Below are 20013 nucleotides of genomic sequence, written 5' to 3' on the forward strand. Positions count from 1 at the left end.
ACGCATGGTCCGAGGTCGCATCAGCCAAAGCAATGCGACGACGGTCGCGGCAAAGACCACTGTGGAGAACCCGAATTCGGCGATCGACGGCGGCTTGTCCCACCACGGCACCCCGTAGCTCGACACGTACCACCAGCCGTTCGGCCCGATGAACGACATGGTCACCACGAACGACACCGCTGCCGCGAACAGCGCCCGATTGCGCCGCGAACGCAACACCGCGGGGCCGGTCGCCACGGCAGCGAGCATCGCCACGATCGCCACCAGCAGGCACAGCACCAGGGTGAAGACCGCGAACCGGCGCGCCAGGGACCCGTCCACGGTGATCTGCAGCAGGTACTGATAGCGCAGATACTCCTGGAACCACGGCACATTCGGGCCGACCTCGTGTGCGGGCTGCATCTCCAGCACAGCCGCAGGGGTCTGGTCCGAGAAGACCGGCACCAGCACCACCAGCCCGGCCGCGACCATCGGAGCGAGCAGTGGCAACCACCCCATGTTGCGAGCCGGTGATGGAGGATGCGGGGCGATCGGGCGGGCGCCGGCGATCAATGCGGCGAAGCAGATGATGCCCGACGGGCCGGCGGTGACGGTGATCGCGCCGATGAGGATCGCGGCGGCGGGCAGCAGACGCCGGGCGATCGCGCGTTCGACCGAACACCAGGTCAGCACGACACCGGTGGCCCCTCGTCTTCGTTGCCCGCGGCTTGCGGTGTCCTGGCGCGGATATCGACTCGGCGGGAGGTGCGCGCACGCTGTGGCCATCCCGAGTTGCCGGGGTGTGAGGGCCGGCACAGTGAACAATATAGGTCAAATGACCTATATTTTGGCCATGGCTGACACGCTCACACGAGACCACGAAGGTCCGGTCCTGATCGTCGGTGGATACGGAACCGTGGGTTCCGCACTGACCGAACTCGCCGCTCCGCACTGGCCGTTGCTGCTGACCGGGCGCAATCCCGAGAAGGGCGCGGCGCTCGCCGACAAGCACGGGGCTACGGTGCGGCGCTGGGATCTAACGGATCCGGCGCCATTTCGGGCGGCGGTCCGAGCGGTGATCGGAACGGTCAACGATCCGATCGACCGGGTCTTGACGGCTGCGGTCGGCGGGGGCGTTCCGTACGTCGACATCACGCGATGGACCAGCCGCATGACCCGCGCCGTCGCCGCGGCAGCCGTGATGAGGCCACGTGCGCCGGTGCTCTTCTCGTCGGCGTGGATGGGCGGAATCACGAGTGTGGTAGCCGCTGCCCTGATATCCGAGCGCGGCGGAGGTGCCACCTCGGTCGATATCGCAGTTCGCTGGGACATGAACGACATGGCCGGCATCGATTCGGTCGACTTCATGGATCGGCTCGGATACGACTACGAGGTTCGTCGGGGCGGACTACCGGTGACGGTGGCGCCGTTGACAGATCCGCGGATCGTGAATATCGCCGGGTCGCGCACCAAGGTGGTCCGAATCGACACCCCCGAACAGCTGACGCTGCCGATCACCCTCGATGTCGGCACCGTGTCCACACGCATCGGCTTCAGCTCGGGCGCGGCCACCACGGCGTTGCTCGCAGCGAAGAAGGTCGGGTTGTTCAGGTGGGGCAAGGGGGACCGGTGGACATCCGTACGCCGGTCGTTGTTGTACTCGCCCGGCGAGGGAGGGAACGCCGAGATCCGGGTCGACGTCGACGGCGAGGGCGGAAGGACATCGGCAACGGTCGTCGATCCGCGAGGCCAAGCTCACTTGACTGCGCTCGGCGGCTTCCTCGGTTTGCGAAGAGTGCTCGATCCGACGGGGTCGGAGCCCGGTGTCACCTACCCCGAGCTGCATCCGGATCCGGCCTCGATCCTGCGATCGCTACCCGAGCACGGAGTGGAAGTATTGCGGGAATGATCTCGACGAAGGGCGGCCAACGGCAGGCCGAACTGCTCGATGCCGCCGAACGGGTACTCACGACCCGCGGCAACGCCGATGCGTCTCTGCGTGACTTTGCCGCTGCGGCGGGCGTGCGTATCGGGCACCTCCAGCACTATTTTCCGACTCGCGCCGATCTGATCCGGGCTGTGCTCGAGCGGGCGCTGCAGCGTTCGCTCGAGCGGCTGTCGTCCGCACTGGGGCCGGTCGAGGAACGGGGTGAGCAGCCGGCCCTGACCAGGTCGGAAACGACGAGTCTGTTCGAGATCCTGCTCGCAGAGCAGGACGATCCGTCGTGCGTGCGGTTGTTCGTGGAGGTCTGGGCCATTGCCATGAGCGACGAGAGCACGGCCGCGGTCGTCCGCGACTTCTACACCGGATACGTCGGTCACGTGGCCGACCTCGTGGCCTGCGTTCGCCCCGATCTCGACCGGTCGCGGAGCTTCGCGGTCGCGGCGACCGTGGTCAGCCTGGTGGAAGGTGCGGCCATTGTCCACTCGACGGTCGGCGTCGGTCGTTCGGCGGAAGCGAGGAGCGAGATTATCCGGGCCGCAGTCGGATTGGTACATGGGTCCTGAGCCGTCCGGGCAGGCGCCGGCTGTGACCGCCCGCCCCGGTGCCGGCGTCGTCGATGCGGTCCGGCGCGGGGCGGGGTCGCTATTCGGGGTGAGCCGAGCTCCACGCCTGCCAGATGTCGGGACGGAGCCGGCCCCGATCCGGCACCGGGAGGCCTTGGGCACGTGCCCAGGCCCGAACCTCGGCGGTGGACGGCGCCGGCGGTGCCCCCTCCCCGGCGCCGCTCGCGGATTCGGCGATGTTCCCGGATTCGGCAGCGGGCGCGTCGACCGGGCGCGGTGCCGCAATGCGGGCGATCGCCGTGTTCTCTGCCTCGGCCCAGACGTAGGCCGCCGCCAGATAGCGGTAGGTCCACTGCTCCGCCAGGGCGCGGTTGTCGCAGAACACGATCGGCACGTTCGGCCAGCGCACCTGCAACTCGGCCAAGCCGTCGGCGACGGTCGCCGGCCGCACCCGCTCGAGCGCGAAGATCGCCGAGTACCGGTCCTCGACCACGATCGCGGCCCGCGGTAGGGCCGCCAGTTCGGCCAGCGCGTAGCGCAGCGTGCCGTTCGTCAGGCTCGAGACCAGGTCCGGCACCGACTTGCGTTCGACCGAGGCCACGAGGCGGTCCTCGACGAAGACCCCGTAGTCCCCGCACGGCAGTGCGCGCCTGGTGAGACCGACCTGCTGGTCGGCGAACCGGTAGGCGTAACGCTCGTGCGAGTCGACGACGATGGGCAGCTCGGCGATGCCGGCGGCCCGGGCGGTGGGTGTGCGCACGTTCGGCCGGGCCTGTTTGCGGGTCCGCGGGGACTGCCAGAACACCACGTCGCGCCCGCGCGCGGTGGTGTACACGATCTGCGATCGGTTCTCCCGGCCCCGATCGAGTACCAGATCGATTGCCGCGCCGCGCCGCGCACACGACCGCACGGCCACCCGCTCGACCACCTCGGGGTCGTCGGGCCATTCGTCGATCGGCACCGGATGGCAGTACAGCGCCTTCGTGCGCGGCCAGGTTCCCGAGGTGCGAAACACCAGCCCGCCGTCGAGGGGTACCCGCAGCAGGTAGCCCAGCTTGGACGCCGGCTCCGGATTCACCGCGATCACCATTTCCACAGCTGTCAGGGTCTCATCGCAACGCAAGGACGTCCGCGGGTGCCAGAAGTTACCCGCCGGTACACCTACCGGGGTCCGGTCGCAACCGGCATCATCGATCGTAATTGATTGATCGATTACTCAATGAGCGCGCGCAGCGGTGTGCGGTCCCGAGCAAGGAAGACGGACGTGAACTCTGTGAACGGTGAGACGGCGCTGGTGACGGGAGCGGGTCAGGGAGTGGGACGCGGCATCGCCCTGGCGTTGGCTGCGGCCGGAGCCCGGGTGGCCGTGGTGGGGAGGACGGCCGACAAGATCGAGAAGGTGGCGGCGGAGATCGAGGAGCGCGGCGGCCGCGCTGCCGCCTTCGTGTGCGATGTCACCGATGCGGCCGGGATCGATCTCCTGGTGGAGCGGGTGATCGCGCGATTCGGCGGCCTGTCGATCCTGGTGAACAACGCCCAGTCGACGGTCCACGGGCGATTGCTCGACCTCGACGAACAGGTCTATCAGCGGGGGATGGATTCCGGGCCGACCGCGACACTGCGGCTGATGAGGGCGTGTCACCCGCATCTGAAGGGCGGCGGCTCGATCGTCAATCTCGGGTCCGCGGCGGGGGTGCGCTGGGACCCGTCCGGATACGGTGGCTACGCGGCCGCCAAGGAGGCGATCCGCGTCCTCACCCGCACGGCGGCGTGTGAGTGGGCCGCCGACGGGATTCGAGTCAATGCGATTCTCCCGTTGGCCAATTCATCCGCCCTCGAGATGTGGGCGCAGGAGAGTCCGGACGAAGCGCGGGCGTATCTCGACACCGTGCCGCTCGGGCGGCTGGGCGACCCCGAAACCGACATCGGTCCGGCGGTGGTCTTCCTGTGCAGTCCGGCGGCACGGTACATCACCGGTCACTCGCTCCCCGTCGACGGCGGTCAAGCGCTGATGCGCTGAGACGTGCGACGGACATCGCTACTCGTACCTTGTCGCGGAAGAGAGAAACGTCCAGATGCCCGATGTGCTCGCACCGGCCCGGTCCGGCCCGGCTCGGTCCCGTGGCCATGTGCAATCGAATCATCAAGGAGGAGAAGGCCGAAGGGATGTTCCGCCCTGATCAACCATGCCGGGGCATATCGGTCCGCCACGACGGTGTGCTGTCCCTGCCCCCCTTCTACGTTATACACGATTCGAGGCTCTCATGAGGCCCGGAATTGTGGCCGATAATCGCCTGCGGAACGCCGGAACCTACAGGTGAGGGGCAGGGGAATGGGATATGTACTGGACTTCCGGGAGATCGATCGGACGCAGGTTGCGGTCGCCGGCGGCAAGGGCGCGAACCTCGGAGAGCTGTCGCGAATCGAAGGCATACGTGTGCCGGCGGGGTTCTGCGTGACGACTGACGCCTTCCGGCGGGTCGTGGCAGAAGTGCCGTCCCTCGACGATCGGCTCGATCGATTGTCGCGTCTCGAGGCGGCGGATCGGGATTCGATCCGCGTGCTCAGTGCGCAGATCCGCCGTGCGGTCGAAGAGTGCGTCATCCCTGACGATGTGGTGTCGGAGATCGTCCGCTCTCTCGCCCGGCTCGGTGAACAAGCCGCATATGCGGTCCGATCCAGCGCGACGACCGAGGATCTGCCGACCGCATCCTTCGCCGGTCAGCAGGACACGTACCTGAACGTCTCGGGCCCAGCGGCGATTCTCCGGCACGTGAGCCGGTGCTGGGCTTCGTTGTTCACCGAGCGAGCCGTCACCTACCGTCTGCGCAACGGTTTCGACCAGCGGAAGGTTCACATGGCGGTGGTTGTCCAGCGGATGGTGTTCCCGTGGGCGGCCGGGATTCTGGTCACGGCTGATCCCATCACCTCCAATCGGAAGGTCGCGTCGGTGGAGGCAGGCTTCGGACTCGGCGAGTCCCTCGTTTCCGGCTTGGTGAACCCGGACGTCTACAAGGTGCGTGACGGCAAAGTCACGGACAGGACCGTCGCCACCAAACAGCGCGCCGTCCAAGCAGCGCCAGCCGGTGGCACGCACATGCAGGGAATCGAGCAGGAGCAGCAGAACCGATCGGTGCTGACAGATGAGCAAGTTGTGCAACTCGAGCGGCTGGGCAGAAGAATCGAAGCGCACTTCGGCAGTCCTCAGGACATCGAATGGTGCCTGGTCGACGACGGTTTCCGAATCGTGCAAAGTCGCCCGATCACCACGCTGTTCCCGGCCCCCGTGGTCGACGACGGGGAGAACCGTGTGTACGTCTCTGTCGGCCATCAGCAGATGATGACCGACCCGATGAAGCCCCTGGGGATCTCCCTGTGGCAACTGACGAGTCCGGCACCCACGAGGGAGGCGGGAGGTCGGCTGTTCGTCGATGTCACCCAGGCTCTGGCTTCGCCGGTGAAGAGAACGGGACTGCTGGACGCTCTCGGCAAGTCCGATCCGCTTCTCGGGGATGCGTTGGCGACCATCGTCGAACGCGTCGACTTCATCAGGTGGTGTCCGGACGACGGGGCCGGCGGTGTACCGGCCGGCGATGCACCTGCCCTGATCGAGGCCGACGAAGGCATCGTCGCCGAGTTGATGGCGCAGAGCCAGGCCTCTGTCGCGATGTTGAAGCGCGAGATCCGGGCCAAGTGCGGAGCGGCGCTGCTCGACTTCATCTCGGCCGACCTCAAGGAGCTGAGGCGGATCCTGTTCGACCCGCGGAGCCACCAGGTGATCACGGCGGCGATGGAAGCAGCCTGGTGGCTCAACGATCGGCTTCAGGCCTGGCTGGGCGAGAAGAACGCAGCCGACACGCTCACGCAATCGGTCCCGCGCAACGTCACGTCGGAGATGGGCCTGGCGCTCGTGGGCGTGGCCGACGCGATCCGGCCGCACCCGGACGTGGTGGCCTTTCTGCAGCACGTCGAGGACGCGGGCTTCGAGGAGGGGAGCTTCCTGGACGAGCTGGCGAAACGCGCCGGCGGCCCGCAGGCGCGCGCGGCGATCGAGGCCTACCTCGACAAGCACGGCATGCGCTGCGTCGGCGAGATCGACATCACGAGACCGCGCTGGAGCGAACGCCCCACCACCTTGGTGCCGATGCTCATGAGCAACATCAGAAACTTCGGGCCGGGCGCTGGAAAGCGACGCTTCGAGCACGGGCGGCGAGAGGCTCGCAAGAAGGAACACCAGTTGCTGGAGCGTCTGCGCGCCTTGCCGGACGGAGAGCGAAAAGCCTGTGAGGCCAAGCGGATGATCGACCGTGTCCGCGCCTTCTCCGGGTATCGGGAGTATCCGAAATACGGCATGGTCAGCCGCTACTTTGTATACAAGCAAGCCTTGTTGGGCGAGGCCGAGCGGCTCGTGCAGGCGCGTGTGCTTCGCCGCAAGGAAGACATCTTCTACTTGAGGTTCGACGAGCTGCGCGAGGTCGTGCTCACGCACCGATCGTGTGACCAGCTCATCCGTGAGAGAAAGGCCGCATTCCGCTCGTACCAGGCGCTCACGCCGCCCTGGGTGTTCACATCGGACGGCGAGGTCGTCGCCGGAAGGTATCGGCGCGAAGGCGTCCCGCCTGGAGCGCTGGCCGGTACGCCGGTGTCCGCCGGGAGTATCGAGGGGCGAGCCCGTGTCGTGTCGGATATGGCGCAGGCCGATCTCGAGGCGGGCGACATCCTGGTCACCGCCTACACCGATCCGAGCTGGACTACCGTGTTCGTCGCGATCAAAGGCCTGGTGACGGAGGTGGGCGGACTGATGACCCATGGGGCGGTGATCGCGCGGGAGTACGGATTGCCGGCCGTCGTGGGTGTGGAGGGTGCCACCCGGTTGATTCGCGACGGGCAACAGATCCGCGTGAACGGAACCGACGGGTACGTCGAGATCCTGCCCCAGCGGGACGTCTGAGGGGCAGGAACTGCGGAGCCTGTTCCAGGAGATGCAGGTCCCGATACGGGTAGACCTTCGGTGCGAGCTTGCCGAACAGTCGGACGCCGAGCGTGACCGGTTGGGGCATCACCTTCGCGAAATCGCCGACCGGTGAGCGGTGGTGCGCGCCCCGCTCGTTCTGCTCGGCGGAGTCACCGACCCGGCCGGCACGCACACCGGCACGCGATGCGTCCTGACCCCGGTCCCGAATCCCGCCTCGGAAAAGGTGTCCCGTTGAGCTGACACCCCGCAGCCACAGCGCGGGGAAATTCCTACGCTCGAGGTACCCGAGGAAGGAAGTGATCGATGCAGTCGCTCGACTGTCATGCGTGTGGCAACACCGTGTTCGTGGCGAAGTACAGCCCCGTGCACACGAGCATTCAGTGGACAGGGCCGGCCCGCGACACCTGCCGCGAGTTCGCCGCGGCGGCCCGTCCGGGGGAGACCACGACCTACCTGCCCCGCTGCGGAGCGCTGCACGAGTCGGTCGATCGAGCCGTGCGTGACGGCCGGCTCGTGCCCTCGCAGCGGGTCGAACCGTAGTCGGTCCGGCGTCTGTCGCCGCACCCGGAAGCACATCACCTGGAGGACTTCATGACTGTTGAACCCGAGACCATCGAGGTTCGGAGCATCGAGACGGGCAGCAACCCGACGCGGTACGCCCGCGGCTGGCACTGCCTCGGACTGGCGAAGACGTTCCACGACGGAAAGCCGCATCAGATCAAGGTATTCGGGACCGACCTGGTGGTCTTCGAGGATTCGAAGGGCGCCCTGCACGTCCTCGACGCCTTCTGCCGGCACATGGGCGGCAATCTGGCCCGGGGCGAGATCAAGGGCGACACGATCGCGTGCCCGTTCCACGACTGGCGATGGGGCGGCGACGGCCGGTGCGCGGAGGTGCCGTACGCCCGCCGCACCCCGAAGATCGCCAGGACGAAGTCCTGGATCAACATGGAACGCAACGGCTTGCTCTTCGTGTGGAACGACCCGCAGGGCAACCCGCCGCCGGCGGACGTGACCATCCCCGGGATCCCGGACTACGGGACCGACACCTGGAGCGAGTGGACGTGGAACACCTTCCACGTGACGGGATCGAACTGCCGGGAGATCGTCGACAACGTCGTCGACATGGCACACTTCTTCTACGTGCACTTCCAGATGCCGCAGTACTTCAAGAACGTCTTCGAGGGTCACATCGCCGCACAGCACATGCGTTCGACCGGCCGTGACGACATCAAGACGGGTGTGCAGCTGGATCTGCCGGATTCGCAGACGATCTCGGACGCGATGTACTACGGACCGTCCTTCATGCTCGACACCGTCTACACGGTCGCTGGAGACGTGACGGTCGAGACCAAGCTCGTCAACTGCCACTACCCGGTCACGCAGGACTCGTTCGTGCTGCAGTTCGGGACCATCGTCAAGAAGGTGGACGGGGTCGGGGACGAGGAAGCCGCGGCGATGGCGACGATGTTCACCGAGGGTGTGGAGACGCAGTTCAAGCAGGACGTCGAGATCTGGAAGCACAAGACCCGGATCGAGAACCCGCTGTTGACCGAGGAGGACGGCCCGGTCTACCAGTTGCGTCGCTGGTACAGCCAGTTCTTCGTCGACGTCGAGGACGTCACTCCGGAGATGGTGCAGCGCTTCGAATTCGAGGTGGATACCAGTCGGGCACTGGAGAACTGGCAGAGGGAAGTGGACGAGACCATGGCACTGCGCGGCTGACCCGCGAGCGCCGGCCCGCGCCGAGCCGTACCGTCTCGGCGCGGGCCGGCGGCGGTCGTCAGCCGGTGCGCGGCCGGAAGCCGTCGACGAAGATCCGGGTGATGTCGCGCGCGAGGTCGGCATTGGAGCGCTGCGCGCTCGGTCGGTGCCAGCGCGGTGCCTGCCAGACGGCATCGCGGATCAGCTGGTAGAACACCTCCGGATCGATGTCGTCCCGGAAGATTCCCCCGGCGACACCCTCGGTGATGGCCTCCCGCCACGCCTTCTCCACCTCGTCGGCAATCTCGGCCAGGTCCGCCTCGACGAGGCGGTCCCGCATGTACTCGCCCTCGCGCTGCCAGATCGTCGTGGCGCCACGGTAGTTCTCCGAGGTGGTCAGGGCGAGCAGGACGAGCGCTTCGATCCGCTCGACCGGCGGCAGGGTTCGGGACGTGATCTCGCGGCACCGGGCGGACAGGTCCTCGATGTATTCGCGGATCAGTTCGGTGACGATCGCTTCCTTGGACGGAAAGTAGTGGTAGAGCGCCCCGGAGTAGACCCCGACCTCGTCGGCGATCTCCCGGATGGTGGTTGCCGCGATTCCCTTGGTGGCGAACAGTTGTGCGGATCTGTCGAGGATCTGGCGGCGGCGCTCGTGCGGATCCATGGCACTCCTCGGGGCTCGGTCGTCGACGGCCGGTTCATTGTGGCACATCCATTGATCAAACGATCAGTGGAGCCTCAGACGGCGTGCTGTGAGTCCGCCGACCGGAGTCGGGTGAGGCGACGCCACGTCGTGAGGGCGGCCATGCGCACGGGGCCCGCCAGGGCGGCGGGGCGGATCGACGAGGTGGGGCCGCTGACGGAGATCGCGCCGACACACTTGCCGGCGTGACCGATCGGCGCCGCGACACAGGAGACGCCCGGGGCAGCCTCGTCGCGGTCGTGCGCCACGTGCTGTTCCCGGGTCCGGGCGAGCTCGCTGCGCAGCCGGTTCGGGTCGGTGACGCTGTGGCGGGTCCGGGCCGTCGGCGGGCGCTCGGCGAACAGCGCGTCGAGGTCGGTTCTTCCTTGTGCCAGAAGCGCCTTGCCCAACGCGGTGCAGTGTGCCGGCTGGCGTCCGCCCACGCGTGACGGGATGCGCATCGAATAGGGGCCGCCCACCTTCTCCAGATACAGCACCTCGGCGCCGGTGAGGACCGCCAGGTGGACGACGAGACCGGTGTGGCCGTGCAGTTCGTGCATGACGGGCAGGGCGGCCCGGTGCAGGGTGTCGTTGTGCTGGACGAGGGACCCGAGCTCGAGCATCTTCGTGCCCAGCGCATACGCGGGAGCGTCCCGTCGCACCCAGCCGATCTCGACGAGCTGGGTCAGCAGGCGATGCGTGGACGAGCGGGGCATGCCCGTCAGGCGGGTGAGCTCGGCCAACGTGAGCCGCTCGCTGTCGCGGAATGCCTCCAGCAGCCGGGCGGCGCGATCGATCACCGCCACCGGCACATCGCTGTGCGTCATGCTCTGCCTCCCACCGCCGAAGTGCGGTTACCTCTACTGATCAAGCGATCAATCAATGACTGTGGTGACTGTAACAGTTCGCCCGAGGGGCGGGAAGTGGAATCGAAGACCGAAACGCGGTCGATGGGGGCGGATCACCCGAGGGCGGCGGCCTCCTGCGAGGTGGCCGGCGGCTTCGCAGCGCCACGGTGACACCGACGAGCCGGCCCCGCGGCGACCGCCAGCGACGCCGCGGAAGCGACGGCACACGTCAGGTAGGACGGCGCCCTGCCCAACGCCCTTCGAGGGCCTCGCCCACCTGCCGGGCGAGGTGGTCGAGGTGCCGGCGGGTCACGGTGTCGTGGTCGGTGACATGCTCGCGCAGGCGATCGAGCTGGTCGGTGATCGCCGTGCGCTGCTCGCCGGTGGCGGCTTTCCATGCCAGCTCCCGCAGCATCGACAGCAGCGCGTCCAGCACCATCGGATCGTCGGCGCCGTAGAGCCGCGGCTGGGTGCACACCAGATCCAGCAGCTCGGCGAAGGTCGGCCGCGCCAGCACCACCCGTACCCGATCGTGCTCGTCGCACTGGGTGTGCGGGCCGAGCCGAAGGTCGAGAAGGTCGGCGAGGACCGCGGTGCACGAGATCAGTCCGTGCACGGCGGTGGTGGGATCGTTGATCCCGGGCGAGAGGGCCCGCACCACCACATCGGTCAACTGCCGCAGTCCGTAGCCGATGTCCTGGACGGCGGTGCGTTCGCTGCCGGTGCGCAGCGCCGCGCGTACCCGTTCGCTCAGCCGGTGCGCCGCGTCCTCGGTCAACGGCTCCTGCGGGCGGACGGACCAGGAGAACGCGACCGGTGTGCCCGCCAGGACCGGGCTGCCCACCGGGCGGTTTACCCACACCACCGCCTCGGCCCGCTCCGCCGCGGTGAGCAGGGCGTGTTCGTCGATCTCGACGAGGAATCCGGACGAGGCCGCTTCGACGAGGTGCGGGTGCGGCGGTGGCACGGGCACCGGCACGGCAGGTGTGTCCCGGCGTGCGGGAGGCAGGAGACGGGTGGCGGTGGCGCAGGTGTCGGCCCGCACGTGCTCGAGCACGGCTTCGACGCGGATCTGCCGGACCAGATGTCCGAGGAACAGCACCAGCGCGACGACGCTGGCCACCGCGAGCAGGTATGCCGTCGTCACCGCCATCTGCGGGACGAACGTGGTGCCGTCGGTGTCGCTGCGGACGGTGCGCAACACGGTCAGCGCGTAGATGAACGTCGCCAGGAACAGCGCCAGGGTGCGTTGGACGACACGGTCGGCGGCGAAGGTGCGCAGTAACCGCGGGGAGTACTGGCTGCTGGCCAGTTGCAGGGTCACCAGTGTCAGCGAGAACGTCAGCGCCGTGACGGTGATCAACGAGGCGGCGATCGCGCTCAGTACCTCGCGGGCGGCGTCGGCACCGCCCCCGAACAGATATCCCGCCACCGTCGGTGGCAGCCGGTCATCGAGGGCGGCGTCGAGCTCGGGCAAGCCGATGCCGGCCAGCACGGCCAGCAGCACCGCGGCCGTCGGGACGGGCCACAGCCGGGAGCGCACCGCTTCGACGAACACCTGTCGACGCTTCAGTACGGAGGAGATCGGTCCCCGTCGCCTCCGGGCCCCGGGGCCGCCGTCGGTCTCGAACTTCACGGACACCGCCCGGAACCACATTCCTCGCGCATACCCCCGCCCGCGGCCGGGTAATCGCGCACCCGTCACTGCGCCTGCCGGAGTGCGGCGGATCGGTTGGAACGGCCTCGGTGGCCGGGCCGAGGTGGATACGATGCCGACACCTGTGCAGGACTGGTGCGACGAACGGAATCGGTCATGACAAAGCTGGTGAACTCGCTGTCCGAGGACGAATTCGTGTTGGTGCGGCAGACGAAGAAGACGGAGATGGCAGACCTCGACGAGGACGGCCTGATCGATCTGCACACCCGTATCCGCCGATCCCGCAACAAGTACGTCAAGCTCTACCGGCGGCAGGGTGCCGAGAAGGTCGGCGCGAAAAAGTCTCGTGCGGCCGGTAAGTCGGCGAACGAGCGGAACGCCGGCAAGGCGGAGGTGTTCGAGGATGCGCTGGCCCGGGTCAGCCGCCAGCTGGGGGCGGTGGCCCGCCGCTCGGCCGAGGAGCTGAAGCAGGAACGGCTCGCTCGCGCCCGCTCGGATGCCGCCGCGCCCGCCGAGGATGTCGGTGCCGAGGGCAAGGTGCGGTCGAAGGGCAAGACCCGCGTCGATGCCACCCGTAACTCGGCCGGCCGCAAGAAGTACGAGGCGTCGACCATCGCCGCCGGGGCGCGCCGGCAAGCCAAGAAGGACAGCAAGAACCGCTGAACGTCCGGGATCCGCCGCGACGACGTCGGTGGAGCAGGCCCGGGGTGCCGGTGCATGTGAAGCACACCGGCACCGCCGAGCCGGTCAGTGAGTTGCCAGCGCGACGCGCCGGCCGTCTCCTCCGCGACCGGGCTGCCCCGGGACGCGGGGCGGTCGTCAGGCGAGAGCGGTTGCCGAGCGTCCCTCGAGGGCGGATTCGACCAGGTTGCTCTTGGGTAGCGTCGAGCCGGACTGCACGGCCTCGATCCACTGGGTGGTCGTGGTGACCGCGGCGAAGTTGGACTGCAGCAGCACCATCAGGGTGGTGTGCAGGGACTGCGCGGAGACCTGCCCGGCGGCGTTCGCGAGATGGATCGCACCGGTGGCGTCGGAGAGGATCTCCGTGGCGAATCCGAGCGCCTCGGCCTCCGCGGCGGTGGCGAGATCGCAGTTGTTGGTCATGTATCCGACGATCGTGACGGTGTCCACCTCGCGGGCGCGCAACCAGCCGGCCAGGTCGGTGCCGGCGAACACGCTCGCGTACTGCTTGTGCACGCGTTTGCACGTCGGGTCGATGCGCCGCTCGAGATCCGGGTGCAGCGACCATCCTCGCGAACCTTCGACGAAGACGGGGGCTCCGTCGGGCATACGGTGCTGAACGACGACGACCGGGACGTCGTGGGCGGCGGCAGCGTCGAGGGCGGCCTCGATGTTGGCGAGCGACTGCTCGCGCGGCGGGTACTGGATCTCGAGTGGTCCGTCGAAGTACTCCTGCTGGACGTCGACAACGACGAGGGCACGGCGGGGTGCGGTCACGGGTTTCCTCCCTGGGAAATCATTCGGGGTGTCGCGCCCACGGGGTGAGCGCCTCACTGCCCGATTGTTCGGCAGGTCTACCCTGGCCGGAAGTGGCACGAATGCACACTTTCGATGAGATCGGGCCAACCCGGGAGAACAGGATGCGAATCGCTGTCTACGCCTTCGACGGGATCACCATGTTCCACCTCGCGGCACCGTTGCTGGTGTTCGCCGAAGTGCGCCGTCTCGGTCCGGCCCCCGACTGGCAGACCCGGCTGTGGTCGGACCGGGCCGGCTCGGTCTGTACCGCCGAGGGATACCCGATCGGTGAGGTGACCGGACCCGAGACGGTCGACTGGGCCGACATCGTCATCGTCCCGTCGTGGCCGATGCCCCCGAGGCCGATCGGTGCAGAGTTGAAAAGACAGCTGCGCCAGGCACATGCGCGGGGTGCGGTGATCGCCGGGTTGTGTCTGGGGGCGTTCGCCGTCGCCGACGCCGGGCTGCTCGACGGTCGTGCGGCGGTCACCCACTGGGAGGCGATGCCGCTGCTCGCCGAACGCTGCCCCGGCACCGAGGTGGACTCCTCGGTTCTCTATATCGACCACGACGACGTCCTCACGTCCGCAGGTACGGCCTCGGCGATCGATGCCTGTCTGCACCTGGTCCGCAAACACCTCGGGTCGGCGATCGCCACCCGGGTGGCCCGATACCTGGTCGTGGCTCCGCACCGAGAAGGGGGACAGGCACAGTACATCGAACGTCCCCTCGCGCGGCCCGCCACCGACACCGCGATCGCCGAGGTGCTCGAATGGGCGCTGACCCGGCTCGACGAACCGCTCGCGGTCGATCGACTCGCGGATCGGGCCCGGATGAGCCGGCGCAGCTTTGTCAGGCACTTCCGGCAGGCCACCGGCACCACGCCGGCACGCTGGATTCTCACGCGCCGACTGCAGGAGGCACGCGCTCTGCTCGAAACCACGGATTGGAGCATCGATGCCGTCGCGTCCGCGTGCGGCTTCGGCAGCAGCGCCACCTTCCGGCAGAACTTCACCTCCGCCTTCGCAACTTCACCCACCGCCTATCGTCGGCAGTTCGCATCCCGGCCGCAACCGCTGGTACCCAGGAGGACGTGAAAGTGACACGAGGTGCGAGTCACCGGCGAGGGGCCAAGTCCCGTGAGGTGGTGTACGACGTCGCCGCGTGATTCCTCGGCGGGAGGTCAGGTAGTCAAGGCCGGTGCAACCTCCTCGGCGGGTTCAGTCACGGTTCTTCGGCCGTGTTGGTACGGGAGCGGGCGAGCACATCCAGTCCGAGGTAGCGGCGCCCTTCGATCCACTCATCGTGCTCGCTCCGCGAGCACCGCCTCGACGAGACGGATCAACGCGGTACGATCCGGAAAGATCCCGACCACATTGGTTCTCCTACGGACTTCTTTTGTTGAGGCGCCCCCTGCGGATGATTGCTCCAGATCTGCTTCCAGATCTGTTTGGGAAATACCTTGAACCCCAACAGATCCGACACTGCGGCGTCGAGGTGGTCGGCGGCCTTCGCCGACTTCCCGGATTGGTGCCGGGTCATAGGCCTGCCCGGTTGAGACGTTCGATGAGGCGTGGTTTGCGCGCAAGCGTGTGACGTAGTGCCAGGATGCGCTGGGTGAAGGTGTCACGTCGGCGTCGCGTTCGGCGAGCGTCCGGAGATCGGTGAGCAGTGCGGCGGCGGCGTCGTACTCGCCGGACTTTCGGGTGGCGATCATCGCGTCGATGCGAGACCACGGGCCTTGTGCCGGCGGGCTTCCTCCCCGGCGCGCCGGGCAGCTGCCCGGCGCTCATGGTCGCCTCGGCGACGCGCCGCGGCCTCGAGAAGATCGGCCACGGTCCGGCGAGGTGGGGCGGGCAGGTTTGTGGTGTGCTCCGTTGTGGAATCGACGAAGCATCTCCATCCGGACGGTCACCGTGTGATTTTCGGCGACCCGCAGCAGGAGTCGAACGGTGCGCTCGTGCGGGCCGCGATGGCGAGCAGGTCGTCGTCGAGGCGGAGAAGTTCGGCCAGGGCGCGCTGCGCCGCGCTGAGGGTGGCCAGTCCGGGGCGGCACGGGTGACATCGGTGCGCCGGCGTCCGGATCGACGTCGCCGGACTCGTCCTCGCTGGTCAGGTCCAGCACGAGGAATTCGCTCGTGGTCCAGGCAGTTACCCGCTCGTCGACGCAATAGTCCCCGACGACGTCGAGGTCGAGCAGGCCGCGCGGAAGGCGGAGCAGGATCCGCCGTGTTCCCCAGTTGGCCAGGTACAGGTGCGCGGCGTAGTAGCGCTCCATCATCCGGTTCGGATCGTCCCGGAAGCTGCCCAGCGGAACTCGTTGACGAAGCTGGTGGCCGTGATCCTCGCGCGGGTGGACAGGGAACGCACTTCGGCCTGCTGACGCTCGTCCAACGGCCGGTCGACGGTGAGGAACTCGTAGTGCTGGTACTCACTCATCGCCCCTCCCGCCGATCGGCGCGGTCGTAAGGCTCCGCCCGGAAACCCGAGTCGTCTCCCCGATGGATGAACAGGTGTCCCTCGAGTGTGGCGTCCTGCGCCAGGGCGGCCCAGCCGCGGCCGCTGACCTGGTCGCCTTCGTCGTCGCCGTCCCAGCTGAACTCCACGGCGGTGCGGCCGTCGCGTTCGATGGTCCGGCAGTCCATCCAGCCGCGGACGGCGATGAAGCCGAACTGGCCGGTCCCGTCGGCGGCGAGCTCGATGAAACCGGGTTCGACGAGGTCGATCGCGTCGCGGTCCCACAGGTCCATCTCCACGATCCGCCACCGACCGGTCAGGCGCCTCACTGGTCCTCCATACTTGTCGCGAGTGCGGTGTCAGGGTAGCGACCGCGGGGGACCGATGCCGCGCGTCGCCGGCGCAGCGGCCTGCCTGAGATTCCCCTGAACCAGTGGACACGGAGGTCGGGGGCTCGGTGAGGGGTTGACCACGGCGCGGCCTCGCCGAACGTGCAGCCCACGTCCCCTTGACCTACTTGACTTGACCTACTTGACCTACTTGACCTACTTGACCTACTTGACCGAGGACGATCGAGGTATGAGCACTCCATTGAAGAAGGTTGTCGACGACCAGCTGGACGCCAGCGGGATGGCCGCGGAAGAGCTCAGCGACGACGACGCGCGGTACGTGGCCGACGGCGTGAGACGTATGCTGTCGAGCCTCAAAGCGCGCCGAGCGTGGGAAAAGCACATCGGCCCGATCCTGACCCACAAGCAGACCCTCGAAGTGACCGGCTGGTCGAAGCAGGCGCTCAGCCAGGGGGTCAGGGACAATCGCGTGTTGCGCCTGACCGCCGCGGAGGGCACTGCCGGCTACTGGTCGGATGGCTTCACCGAGACTGCCGCCGGCTACCGACCGATCGCGGGGATCAAGAACGTCCTGGGCGCCTGGGCCCATGCCGACGTCGAACCGTGGACGATTGCGTCGTGGATGTCGAGTGCGCAACCCGAACTCGACGGCCGGACACCGCGGCAGGCCCTGCTCGACGGTGACAGTGCTGATGTCGAGAAGCTCGCCCGCCAGGCGTCGGAACGGCTCGCTTCGTGAATGTTTCCCGCGCACAACAACACCTGAAACCGCCACCGTCCCCGGACACACTCCGGGGACGGTTCCCTGAGACTGGGCCGGCTGCCCGTACGACGATCTACCGCAGTCATGCCGCCGGCCTGGGGGCGTGGTGGTTCAGCAGCAATGGGGGCGGCCGTTTCGATCTCACCGGGTCCGAGGGAACCTGCTACACCGCGGAAACCGAGCTCATCACCTTGCTCGAGGCGTGGAGCGGCATCTACGTCATCCCACGTCCGGAACTCGTCAAGCGGGACATTTCAACGGTGATTGTCCGTAGGGATCTGCGTCTCGCCGACGCGACCTCCAACCGGGCGATCCAGTTCGGATTGACCTCCGAGATGTTCACCACCACCGACGATCCGCTGACCCAGCAGTGGGCAAAGGCGTTGCACGAAGCGGGGTTCGACGGCATTCGGTATTTGGCACGGCACGATCTCAAGCACGTCGATGCGTGCATCGCGGTATTCGCGGCCAGCGGCGATCAGACCGGCACAGACGAAGAGCCCAGCGATTTCGCGGTGCTCGGTACCGAGAACCTGCTCGACCGCCCGGACCTGTGGGAGGCGCTGGAGGAAGAGGCAGGGATCGTGGTCCTCGACATCCCCAGGAGCTTCTGACCCTCCTCGCGAATGTCGGACGTGGGTCCTACGGTTGATGACTATGACATCGCGTCTCGCGGTAGCTGGTTGCGTTCCCGAGTCGATCATTGACGAAGTGCAGCGGTGGTACTCAGCGCCCGGTGTGGGTCGCTGGATGGACTCCGAGTTCGACGTCAGCGCCCTCGTCAAGCAGATGGCCGGCTCGGGACGGTTCGTCGGCAAATACCTGCTTGCTTCCTGGGGATGTGTGGGATTCGACAGCGAACATCAGCCTGTGGCATTCATGGGCGCCGACGTGTTGGTCAACCGTTCAGAGCAATCCGACTGTGGCCGGCCCGGAACTCGGAGGAAGCAGGTCCGCGACAACTGAGGTGAACCGTCTCGGGATTGATGCCGCTTTCCATTCTCGAGAGATGATGCACATCATGTTCTAGCGTTACCCGGCGAGGTCCTCGACGTCGTGATGAAACTCCGCCACCTACTGCGTATGGTTGCGGACCATCGCCCACGTGCGCGGCCCGTCGCCGGGCAGGGTCACGGAACCGACGACGTCGAAACCGAGCCTGCGGTAGAACGCGACGTTCCGCTCCGACGACGTCTCCAGGTACGCGGGCACCCCCGCTTCGCGGGCTTCCCTGAGTCCGGGTTCGAGGACCGCGCCGCCCAGGCCCGAGCCCTGCCGGTCCGGATCCACGGCGACGGTCGCGAGGAACCACACCGGCCCGACGGGCCGCAGTGGCGACAGTGCCTCCTCCGCGGCCGCCGCCGCGTCGGCCCGATCACCGGACAGCTCGGCGACGCGTCCGGAGATGCGTTCGAAAGCCTCTGGGATTCCGGTGGACTCGGGGGTGGTCCACACCGCGACGGCCGACGCGTCGTCGGCCACCCACACCCGCCCACAGCGCAGGCCGATCTCGGTCAGGTACAGCCGCTGCAACTCCTCGACGCGACGCAGGTGGTCACGGGCATCGACGGTGTGGCGGGTGAACGGGTAGTCGGCGAAGGCGCGCGCCAGGGTGCGGGTCGCGCGGTCGACGTCGGCGGGCTCGGCGGGACGTATCTCGGTCATCGCGACCCACCGTAGAGCCGCGCCGGGTCCGGCCGCGAACCGTTTACCGCGCGGCCCGGGTGGTGGGCCGGATCTCGAACCGTTCGGGGATCCGCAGCCACGCGGTGCTCACCGTGGACCAGTCGCCCACCCCGGGCCACGGCCCCGACTGGCTGTGCCGGTAGCCGCCGGCCTCGTACCGGTCGTACGGCACCTCGGACAGCCGGGGGTGGGCGCACAGCAGGCCGAGGGCCGACAGGTGCACGGCGTCCCACTCCTCGGCGATCGACGGCCAGTCCGGGACGCGCGCCCCGCGGTACTCGAGCGGATGGTCGGCGATCAGGGCCGCCCAGTCGCCGGCGGTGTCGATCCGGACGATCCGCGCGACGTCCGGATCGAAGTGCACGGTGTAGCGGGCGGGATCCTTCAGGCCGCGCAGGTTCTCCCCGCTGGCGCTCCACGTGTCGCTCGCCCCGTCGTGCAGGGGCGTCGCGGTCCAGAACGCGCCGTCGGGCAGCGCGCCGGGTCGCTTGCGGTTGCGCACCCGCGGCAGACTCAGCTCGGTGATCGTGCCCTCGTGGGTCTGCGGGGAGTCGAGGGTGTTCCGGCGCGGGTGACGCAGCGCGGCGCAGATCGCCTCGGCCATCTCGATCGTCGCCGGTGCGGTGAGGGCCATGTCCAGGACGTCGTTGGCGCCGTTGCCGTAGAGGTACTCGCCGATGATCAGCACGAGGTCGTCGACGAAGTCCTCGAGGGTGTCGGCGTCGACGAATGCGGCGACGGACGGCCGCGGATCCGCGTCACGGTAGGCGCGCAGGTACCACTGGACGAGCATGCGTCCCGGAATGGTGTCGAGGAGGTTCGCCGCGGCATCCGAGCACATGCCGGACATGTTGCCGTACGTCGGCTCCCTGCCCGCTGACCACACGCCCTGCCGGCTGAGCACACGCCCTGCCGGCTCACC

General features: G+C 67.9%; 21 protein-coding genes and 2 pseudogenes. 11 read left to right on the forward strand and 12 right to left on the reverse strand.

Features of this window, described 5'->3' with window-relative positions; genetic code table 11:
- Positions 1-27 precede the first annotated feature (27 nt).
- Positions 28-684 (reverse strand): annotated as a pseudogene (locus A4U64_RS03375) (arabinosyltransferase domain-containing protein); the annotation flags it as partial.
- A gap of 73 nt (positions 685-757) precedes the next feature.
- Here A4U64_RS03375 and A4U64_RS03380 point away from each other — a divergent pair.
- On the forward strand, positions 758-1888 hold the full coding sequence (locus A4U64_RS03380) for a saccharopine dehydrogenase (protein WP_232334159.1): 1131 nt from the start codon (positions 758-760) through the stop codon (positions 1886-1888).
- Positions 1885-2487 (forward strand): TetR/AcrR family transcriptional regulator, encoded by a 603-nt coding sequence (locus A4U64_RS03385; RefSeq protein ID WP_043798410.1) that lies wholly within the window; start codon positions 1885-1887, stop codon positions 2485-2487. Before A4U64_RS03380 ends, A4U64_RS03385 begins: the two co-directional genes overlap by 4 nt.
- A gap of 79 nt (positions 2488-2566) precedes the next feature.
- On the opposite strand, the gene A4U64_RS03390 is transcribed toward A4U64_RS03385, so the two are convergent.
- On the reverse strand, positions 2567-3583 hold the full coding sequence (locus A4U64_RS03390; protein ID WP_084648593.1) for an ERCC4 domain-containing protein: 1017 nt from the start codon (positions 3581-3583) through the stop codon (positions 2567-2569).
- 168 nt (positions 3584-3751) lie between these two features.
- Here A4U64_RS03390 and A4U64_RS03395 point away from each other — a divergent pair, with 168 nt between their 5' ends.
- The 4 genes from A4U64_RS03395 (at position 3752) to A4U64_RS03410 (ending at position 9187) form a co-directional block, all read left to right on the forward strand.
- On the forward strand, positions 3752-4507 hold the full coding sequence (locus A4U64_RS03395) for an SDR family NAD(P)-dependent oxidoreductase (RefSeq protein WP_084648594.1): 756 nt from the start codon (positions 3752-3754) through the stop codon (positions 4505-4507).
- Between the two features lie 312 nt (positions 4508-4819).
- On the forward strand, positions 4820-7438 hold the full coding sequence (rph, locus tag A4U64_RS03400) for a rifamycin-inactivating phosphotransferase (protein ID WP_065922178.1): 2619 nt from the start codon (positions 4820-4822) through the stop codon (positions 7436-7438).
- Positions 7439-7765: 327 nt separating this feature from the next.
- Positions 7766-8002, forward strand: a complete 237-nt coding sequence (locus A4U64_RS03405; RefSeq protein WP_006930830.1) for a hypothetical protein — start codon at positions 7766-7768, stop codon at positions 8000-8002.
- Positions 8003-8053: 51 nt separating this feature from the next.
- A complete protein-coding gene (locus A4U64_RS03410) occupies positions 8054-9187 on the forward strand; it encodes a Rieske 2Fe-2S domain-containing protein (RefSeq protein ID WP_029545685.1) in 1134 nt (377 codons plus the stop codon).
- 58 nt (positions 9188-9245) lie between these two features.
- On the opposite strand, the gene A4U64_RS03415 is transcribed toward A4U64_RS03410, so the two are convergent.
- The 3 genes from A4U64_RS03415 to A4U64_RS03425 all read right to left on the reverse strand — a co-directional run bounded on the left by A4U64_RS03415 (position 9246) and on the right by A4U64_RS03425 (position 12356).
- A complete protein-coding gene (locus A4U64_RS03415) occupies positions 9246-9833 on the reverse strand; it encodes a TetR/AcrR family transcriptional regulator (protein WP_043798406.1) in 588 nt (195 codons plus the stop codon).
- 74 nt (positions 9834-9907) lie between these two features.
- Positions 9908-10678 (reverse strand): IclR family transcriptional regulator, encoded by a 771-nt coding sequence (locus tag A4U64_RS03420; RefSeq protein WP_006936671.1) that lies wholly within the window; start codon positions 10676-10678, stop codon positions 9908-9910.
- Between the two features lie 250 nt (positions 10679-10928).
- Positions 10929-12356, reverse strand: a complete 1428-nt coding sequence (locus tag A4U64_RS03425) for a DUF2254 domain-containing protein (protein ID WP_065922179.1) — start codon at positions 12354-12356, stop codon at positions 10929-10931.
- Between the two features lie 156 nt (positions 12357-12512).
- Between A4U64_RS03425 and A4U64_RS03430 the strand changes: the two genes are divergently transcribed.
- Positions 12513-13019: a hypothetical protein gene (locus A4U64_RS03430; RefSeq protein ID WP_043798404.1), complete on the forward strand. Its 507-nt coding sequence runs from the start codon at positions 12513-12515 to the stop codon at positions 13017-13019.
- Positions 13020-13175: 156 nt separating this feature from the next.
- Here the strand turns inward: A4U64_RS03430 and A4U64_RS03435 are convergent, their stop codons facing one another.
- The gene (locus A4U64_RS03435; protein ID WP_043798402.1) at positions 13176-13814 is read right to left on the reverse strand and encodes an isochorismatase family protein; all 639 of its coding nucleotides are present in this window, start codon (positions 13812-13814) and stop codon (positions 13176-13178) included.
- 143 nt (positions 13815-13957) lie between these two features.
- Between A4U64_RS03435 and A4U64_RS03440 the strand changes: the two genes are divergently transcribed.
- The gene (locus tag A4U64_RS03440) at positions 13958-14932 is read left to right on the forward strand and encodes a GlxA family transcriptional regulator (RefSeq protein ID WP_043798401.1); all 975 of its coding nucleotides are present in this window, start codon (positions 13958-13960) and stop codon (positions 14930-14932) included.
- A gap of 86 nt (positions 14933-15018) precedes the next feature.
- Here A4U64_RS03440 and A4U64_RS27600 read toward each other — a convergent pair.
- The 4 genes and pseudogenes from A4U64_RS27600 to A4U64_RS03450 all read right to left on the reverse strand — a co-directional run.
- Positions 15019-15356 (reverse strand): annotated as a pseudogene (locus A4U64_RS27600) (transposase); the annotation flags it as partial.
- A gap of 268 nt (positions 15357-15624) precedes the next feature.
- Positions 15625-16116, reverse strand: a complete 492-nt coding sequence (locus A4U64_RS28680; protein ID WP_232334160.1) for a hypothetical protein — start codon at positions 16114-16116, stop codon at positions 15625-15627.
- Positions 16113-16274 (reverse strand): hypothetical protein, encoded by a 162-nt coding sequence (locus A4U64_RS28685; RefSeq protein WP_232334161.1) that lies wholly within the window; start codon positions 16272-16274, stop codon positions 16113-16115. The genes A4U64_RS28680 and A4U64_RS28685 overlap by 4 nt, the downstream gene beginning before the upstream one ends.
- Positions 16271-16621 carry a hypothetical protein gene (locus tag A4U64_RS03450; RefSeq protein ID WP_006936658.1) on the reverse strand — a complete coding sequence of 117 codons (351 nt, stop codon included), beginning with the start codon at positions 16619-16621 and terminating at the stop codon, positions 16271-16273. The genes A4U64_RS28685 and A4U64_RS03450 overlap by 4 nt, the downstream gene beginning before the upstream one ends.
- A gap of 250 nt (positions 16622-16871) precedes the next feature.
- On the opposite strand from A4U64_RS03450, the gene A4U64_RS03455 reads away from it, so the two are divergent.
- Genes A4U64_RS03455 through A4U64_RS03465 form a run of 3 tightly spaced genes read left to right on the forward strand, consistent with a single transcriptional unit; the run spans position 16872 to position 18371 of the window.
- Positions 16872-17381, forward strand: coding sequence for a hypothetical protein (locus A4U64_RS03455; protein ID WP_065922180.1), 510 nt, complete (start codon positions 16872-16874; stop codon positions 17379-17381).
- The gene (locus A4U64_RS03460) at positions 17378-18019 is read left to right on the forward strand and encodes an RES family NAD+ phosphorylase (protein WP_084648595.1); all 642 of its coding nucleotides are present in this window, start codon (positions 17378-17380) and stop codon (positions 18017-18019) included. The genes A4U64_RS03455 and A4U64_RS03460 overlap by 4 nt, the downstream gene beginning before the upstream one ends.
- A gap of 43 nt (positions 18020-18062) precedes the next feature.
- On the forward strand, positions 18063-18371 hold the full coding sequence (locus tag A4U64_RS03465; RefSeq protein ID WP_144415045.1) for a hypothetical protein: 309 nt from the start codon (positions 18063-18065) through the stop codon (positions 18369-18371).
- Positions 18372-18479: 108 nt separating this feature from the next.
- Here the strand turns inward: A4U64_RS03465 and A4U64_RS03470 are convergent, their stop codons facing one another.
- On the reverse strand, positions 18480-19070 hold the full coding sequence (locus A4U64_RS03470; protein WP_065922181.1) for a GNAT family N-acetyltransferase: 591 nt from the start codon (positions 19068-19070) through the stop codon (positions 18480-18482).
- 43 nt (positions 19071-19113) lie between these two features.
- Complete coding sequence (locus tag A4U64_RS03475) at positions 19114-19932, reverse strand: hypothetical protein (RefSeq protein ID WP_232334162.1); 819 nt, start codon at positions 19930-19932, stop codon at positions 19114-19116.
- Positions 19933-20013: the final 81 nt, after the last annotated feature.

Origin of the sequence: Rhodococcus sp. WB1, assembly GCF_001700945.1 — a bacterium.
Lineage (GTDB): Bacteria > Actinomycetota > Actinomycetes > Mycobacteriales > Mycobacteriaceae > Rhodococcus > Rhodococcus aetherivorans.

Bases quoted from the DNA above. Each gene is read 5' to 3' on its own strand.
- A4U64_RS03385 (WP_043798410.1), top strand. From the start codon at position 1,885: ATGATCTCGACGAAGGGCGGCCAACGGCAGGCCGAACTGCTCGATGCC.
- rph (WP_065922178.1), top strand. From the start codon at position 4,820: ATGGGATATGTACTGGACTTCCGGGAGATCGATCGGACGCAGGTTGCG.
- A4U64_RS03405 (WP_006930830.1), top strand. From the start codon at position 7,766: ATGCAGTCGCTCGACTGTCATGCGTGTGGCAACACCGTGTTCGTGGCG.
- A4U64_RS03410 (WP_029545685.1), top strand. From the start codon at position 8,054: ATGACTGTTGAACCCGAGACCATCGAGGTTCGGAGCATCGAGACGGGC.
- A4U64_RS03415 (WP_043798406.1), bottom strand. From the start codon at position 9,833: ATGGATCCGCACGAGCGCCGCCGCCAGATCCTCGACAGATCCGCACAA.
- A4U64_RS03420 (WP_006936671.1), bottom strand. From the start codon at position 10,678: ATGACGCACAGCGATGTGCCGGTGGCGGTGATCGATCGCGCCGCCCGG.
- A4U64_RS03425 (WP_065922179.1), bottom strand. From the start codon at position 12,356: ATGTGGTTCCGGGCGGTGTCCGTGAAGTTCGAGACCGACGGCGGCCCC.
- A4U64_RS03430 (WP_043798404.1), top strand. From the start codon at position 12,513: ATGACAAAGCTGGTGAACTCGCTGTCCGAGGACGAATTCGTGTTGGTG.
- A4U64_RS03440 (WP_043798401.1), top strand. From the start codon at position 13,958: ATGCGAATCGCTGTCTACGCCTTCGACGGGATCACCATGTTCCACCTC.
- A4U64_RS28680 (WP_232334160.1), bottom strand. From the start codon at position 16,116: ATGATGGAGCGCTACTACGCCGCGCACCTGTACCTGGCCAACTGGGGA.
- A4U64_RS28685 (WP_232334161.1), bottom strand. From the start codon at position 16,274: ATGAGTGAGTACCAGCACTACGAGTTCCTCACCGTCGACCGGCCGTTG.
- A4U64_RS03455 (WP_065922180.1), top strand. From the start codon at position 16,872: ATGAGCACTCCATTGAAGAAGGTTGTCGACGACCAGCTGGACGCCAGC.
- A4U64_RS03465 (WP_144415045.1), top strand. From the start codon at position 18,063: ATGACATCGCGTCTCGCGGTAGCTGGTTGCGTTCCCGAGTCGATCATT.
- A4U64_RS03470 (WP_065922181.1), bottom strand. From the start codon at position 19,070: ATGACCGAGATACGTCCCGCCGAGCCCGCCGACGTCGACCGCGCGACC.
- A4U64_RS03475 (WP_232334162.1), bottom strand. From the start codon at position 19,932: ATGTGCTCGGATGCCGCGGCGAACCTCCTCGACACCATTCCGGGACGC.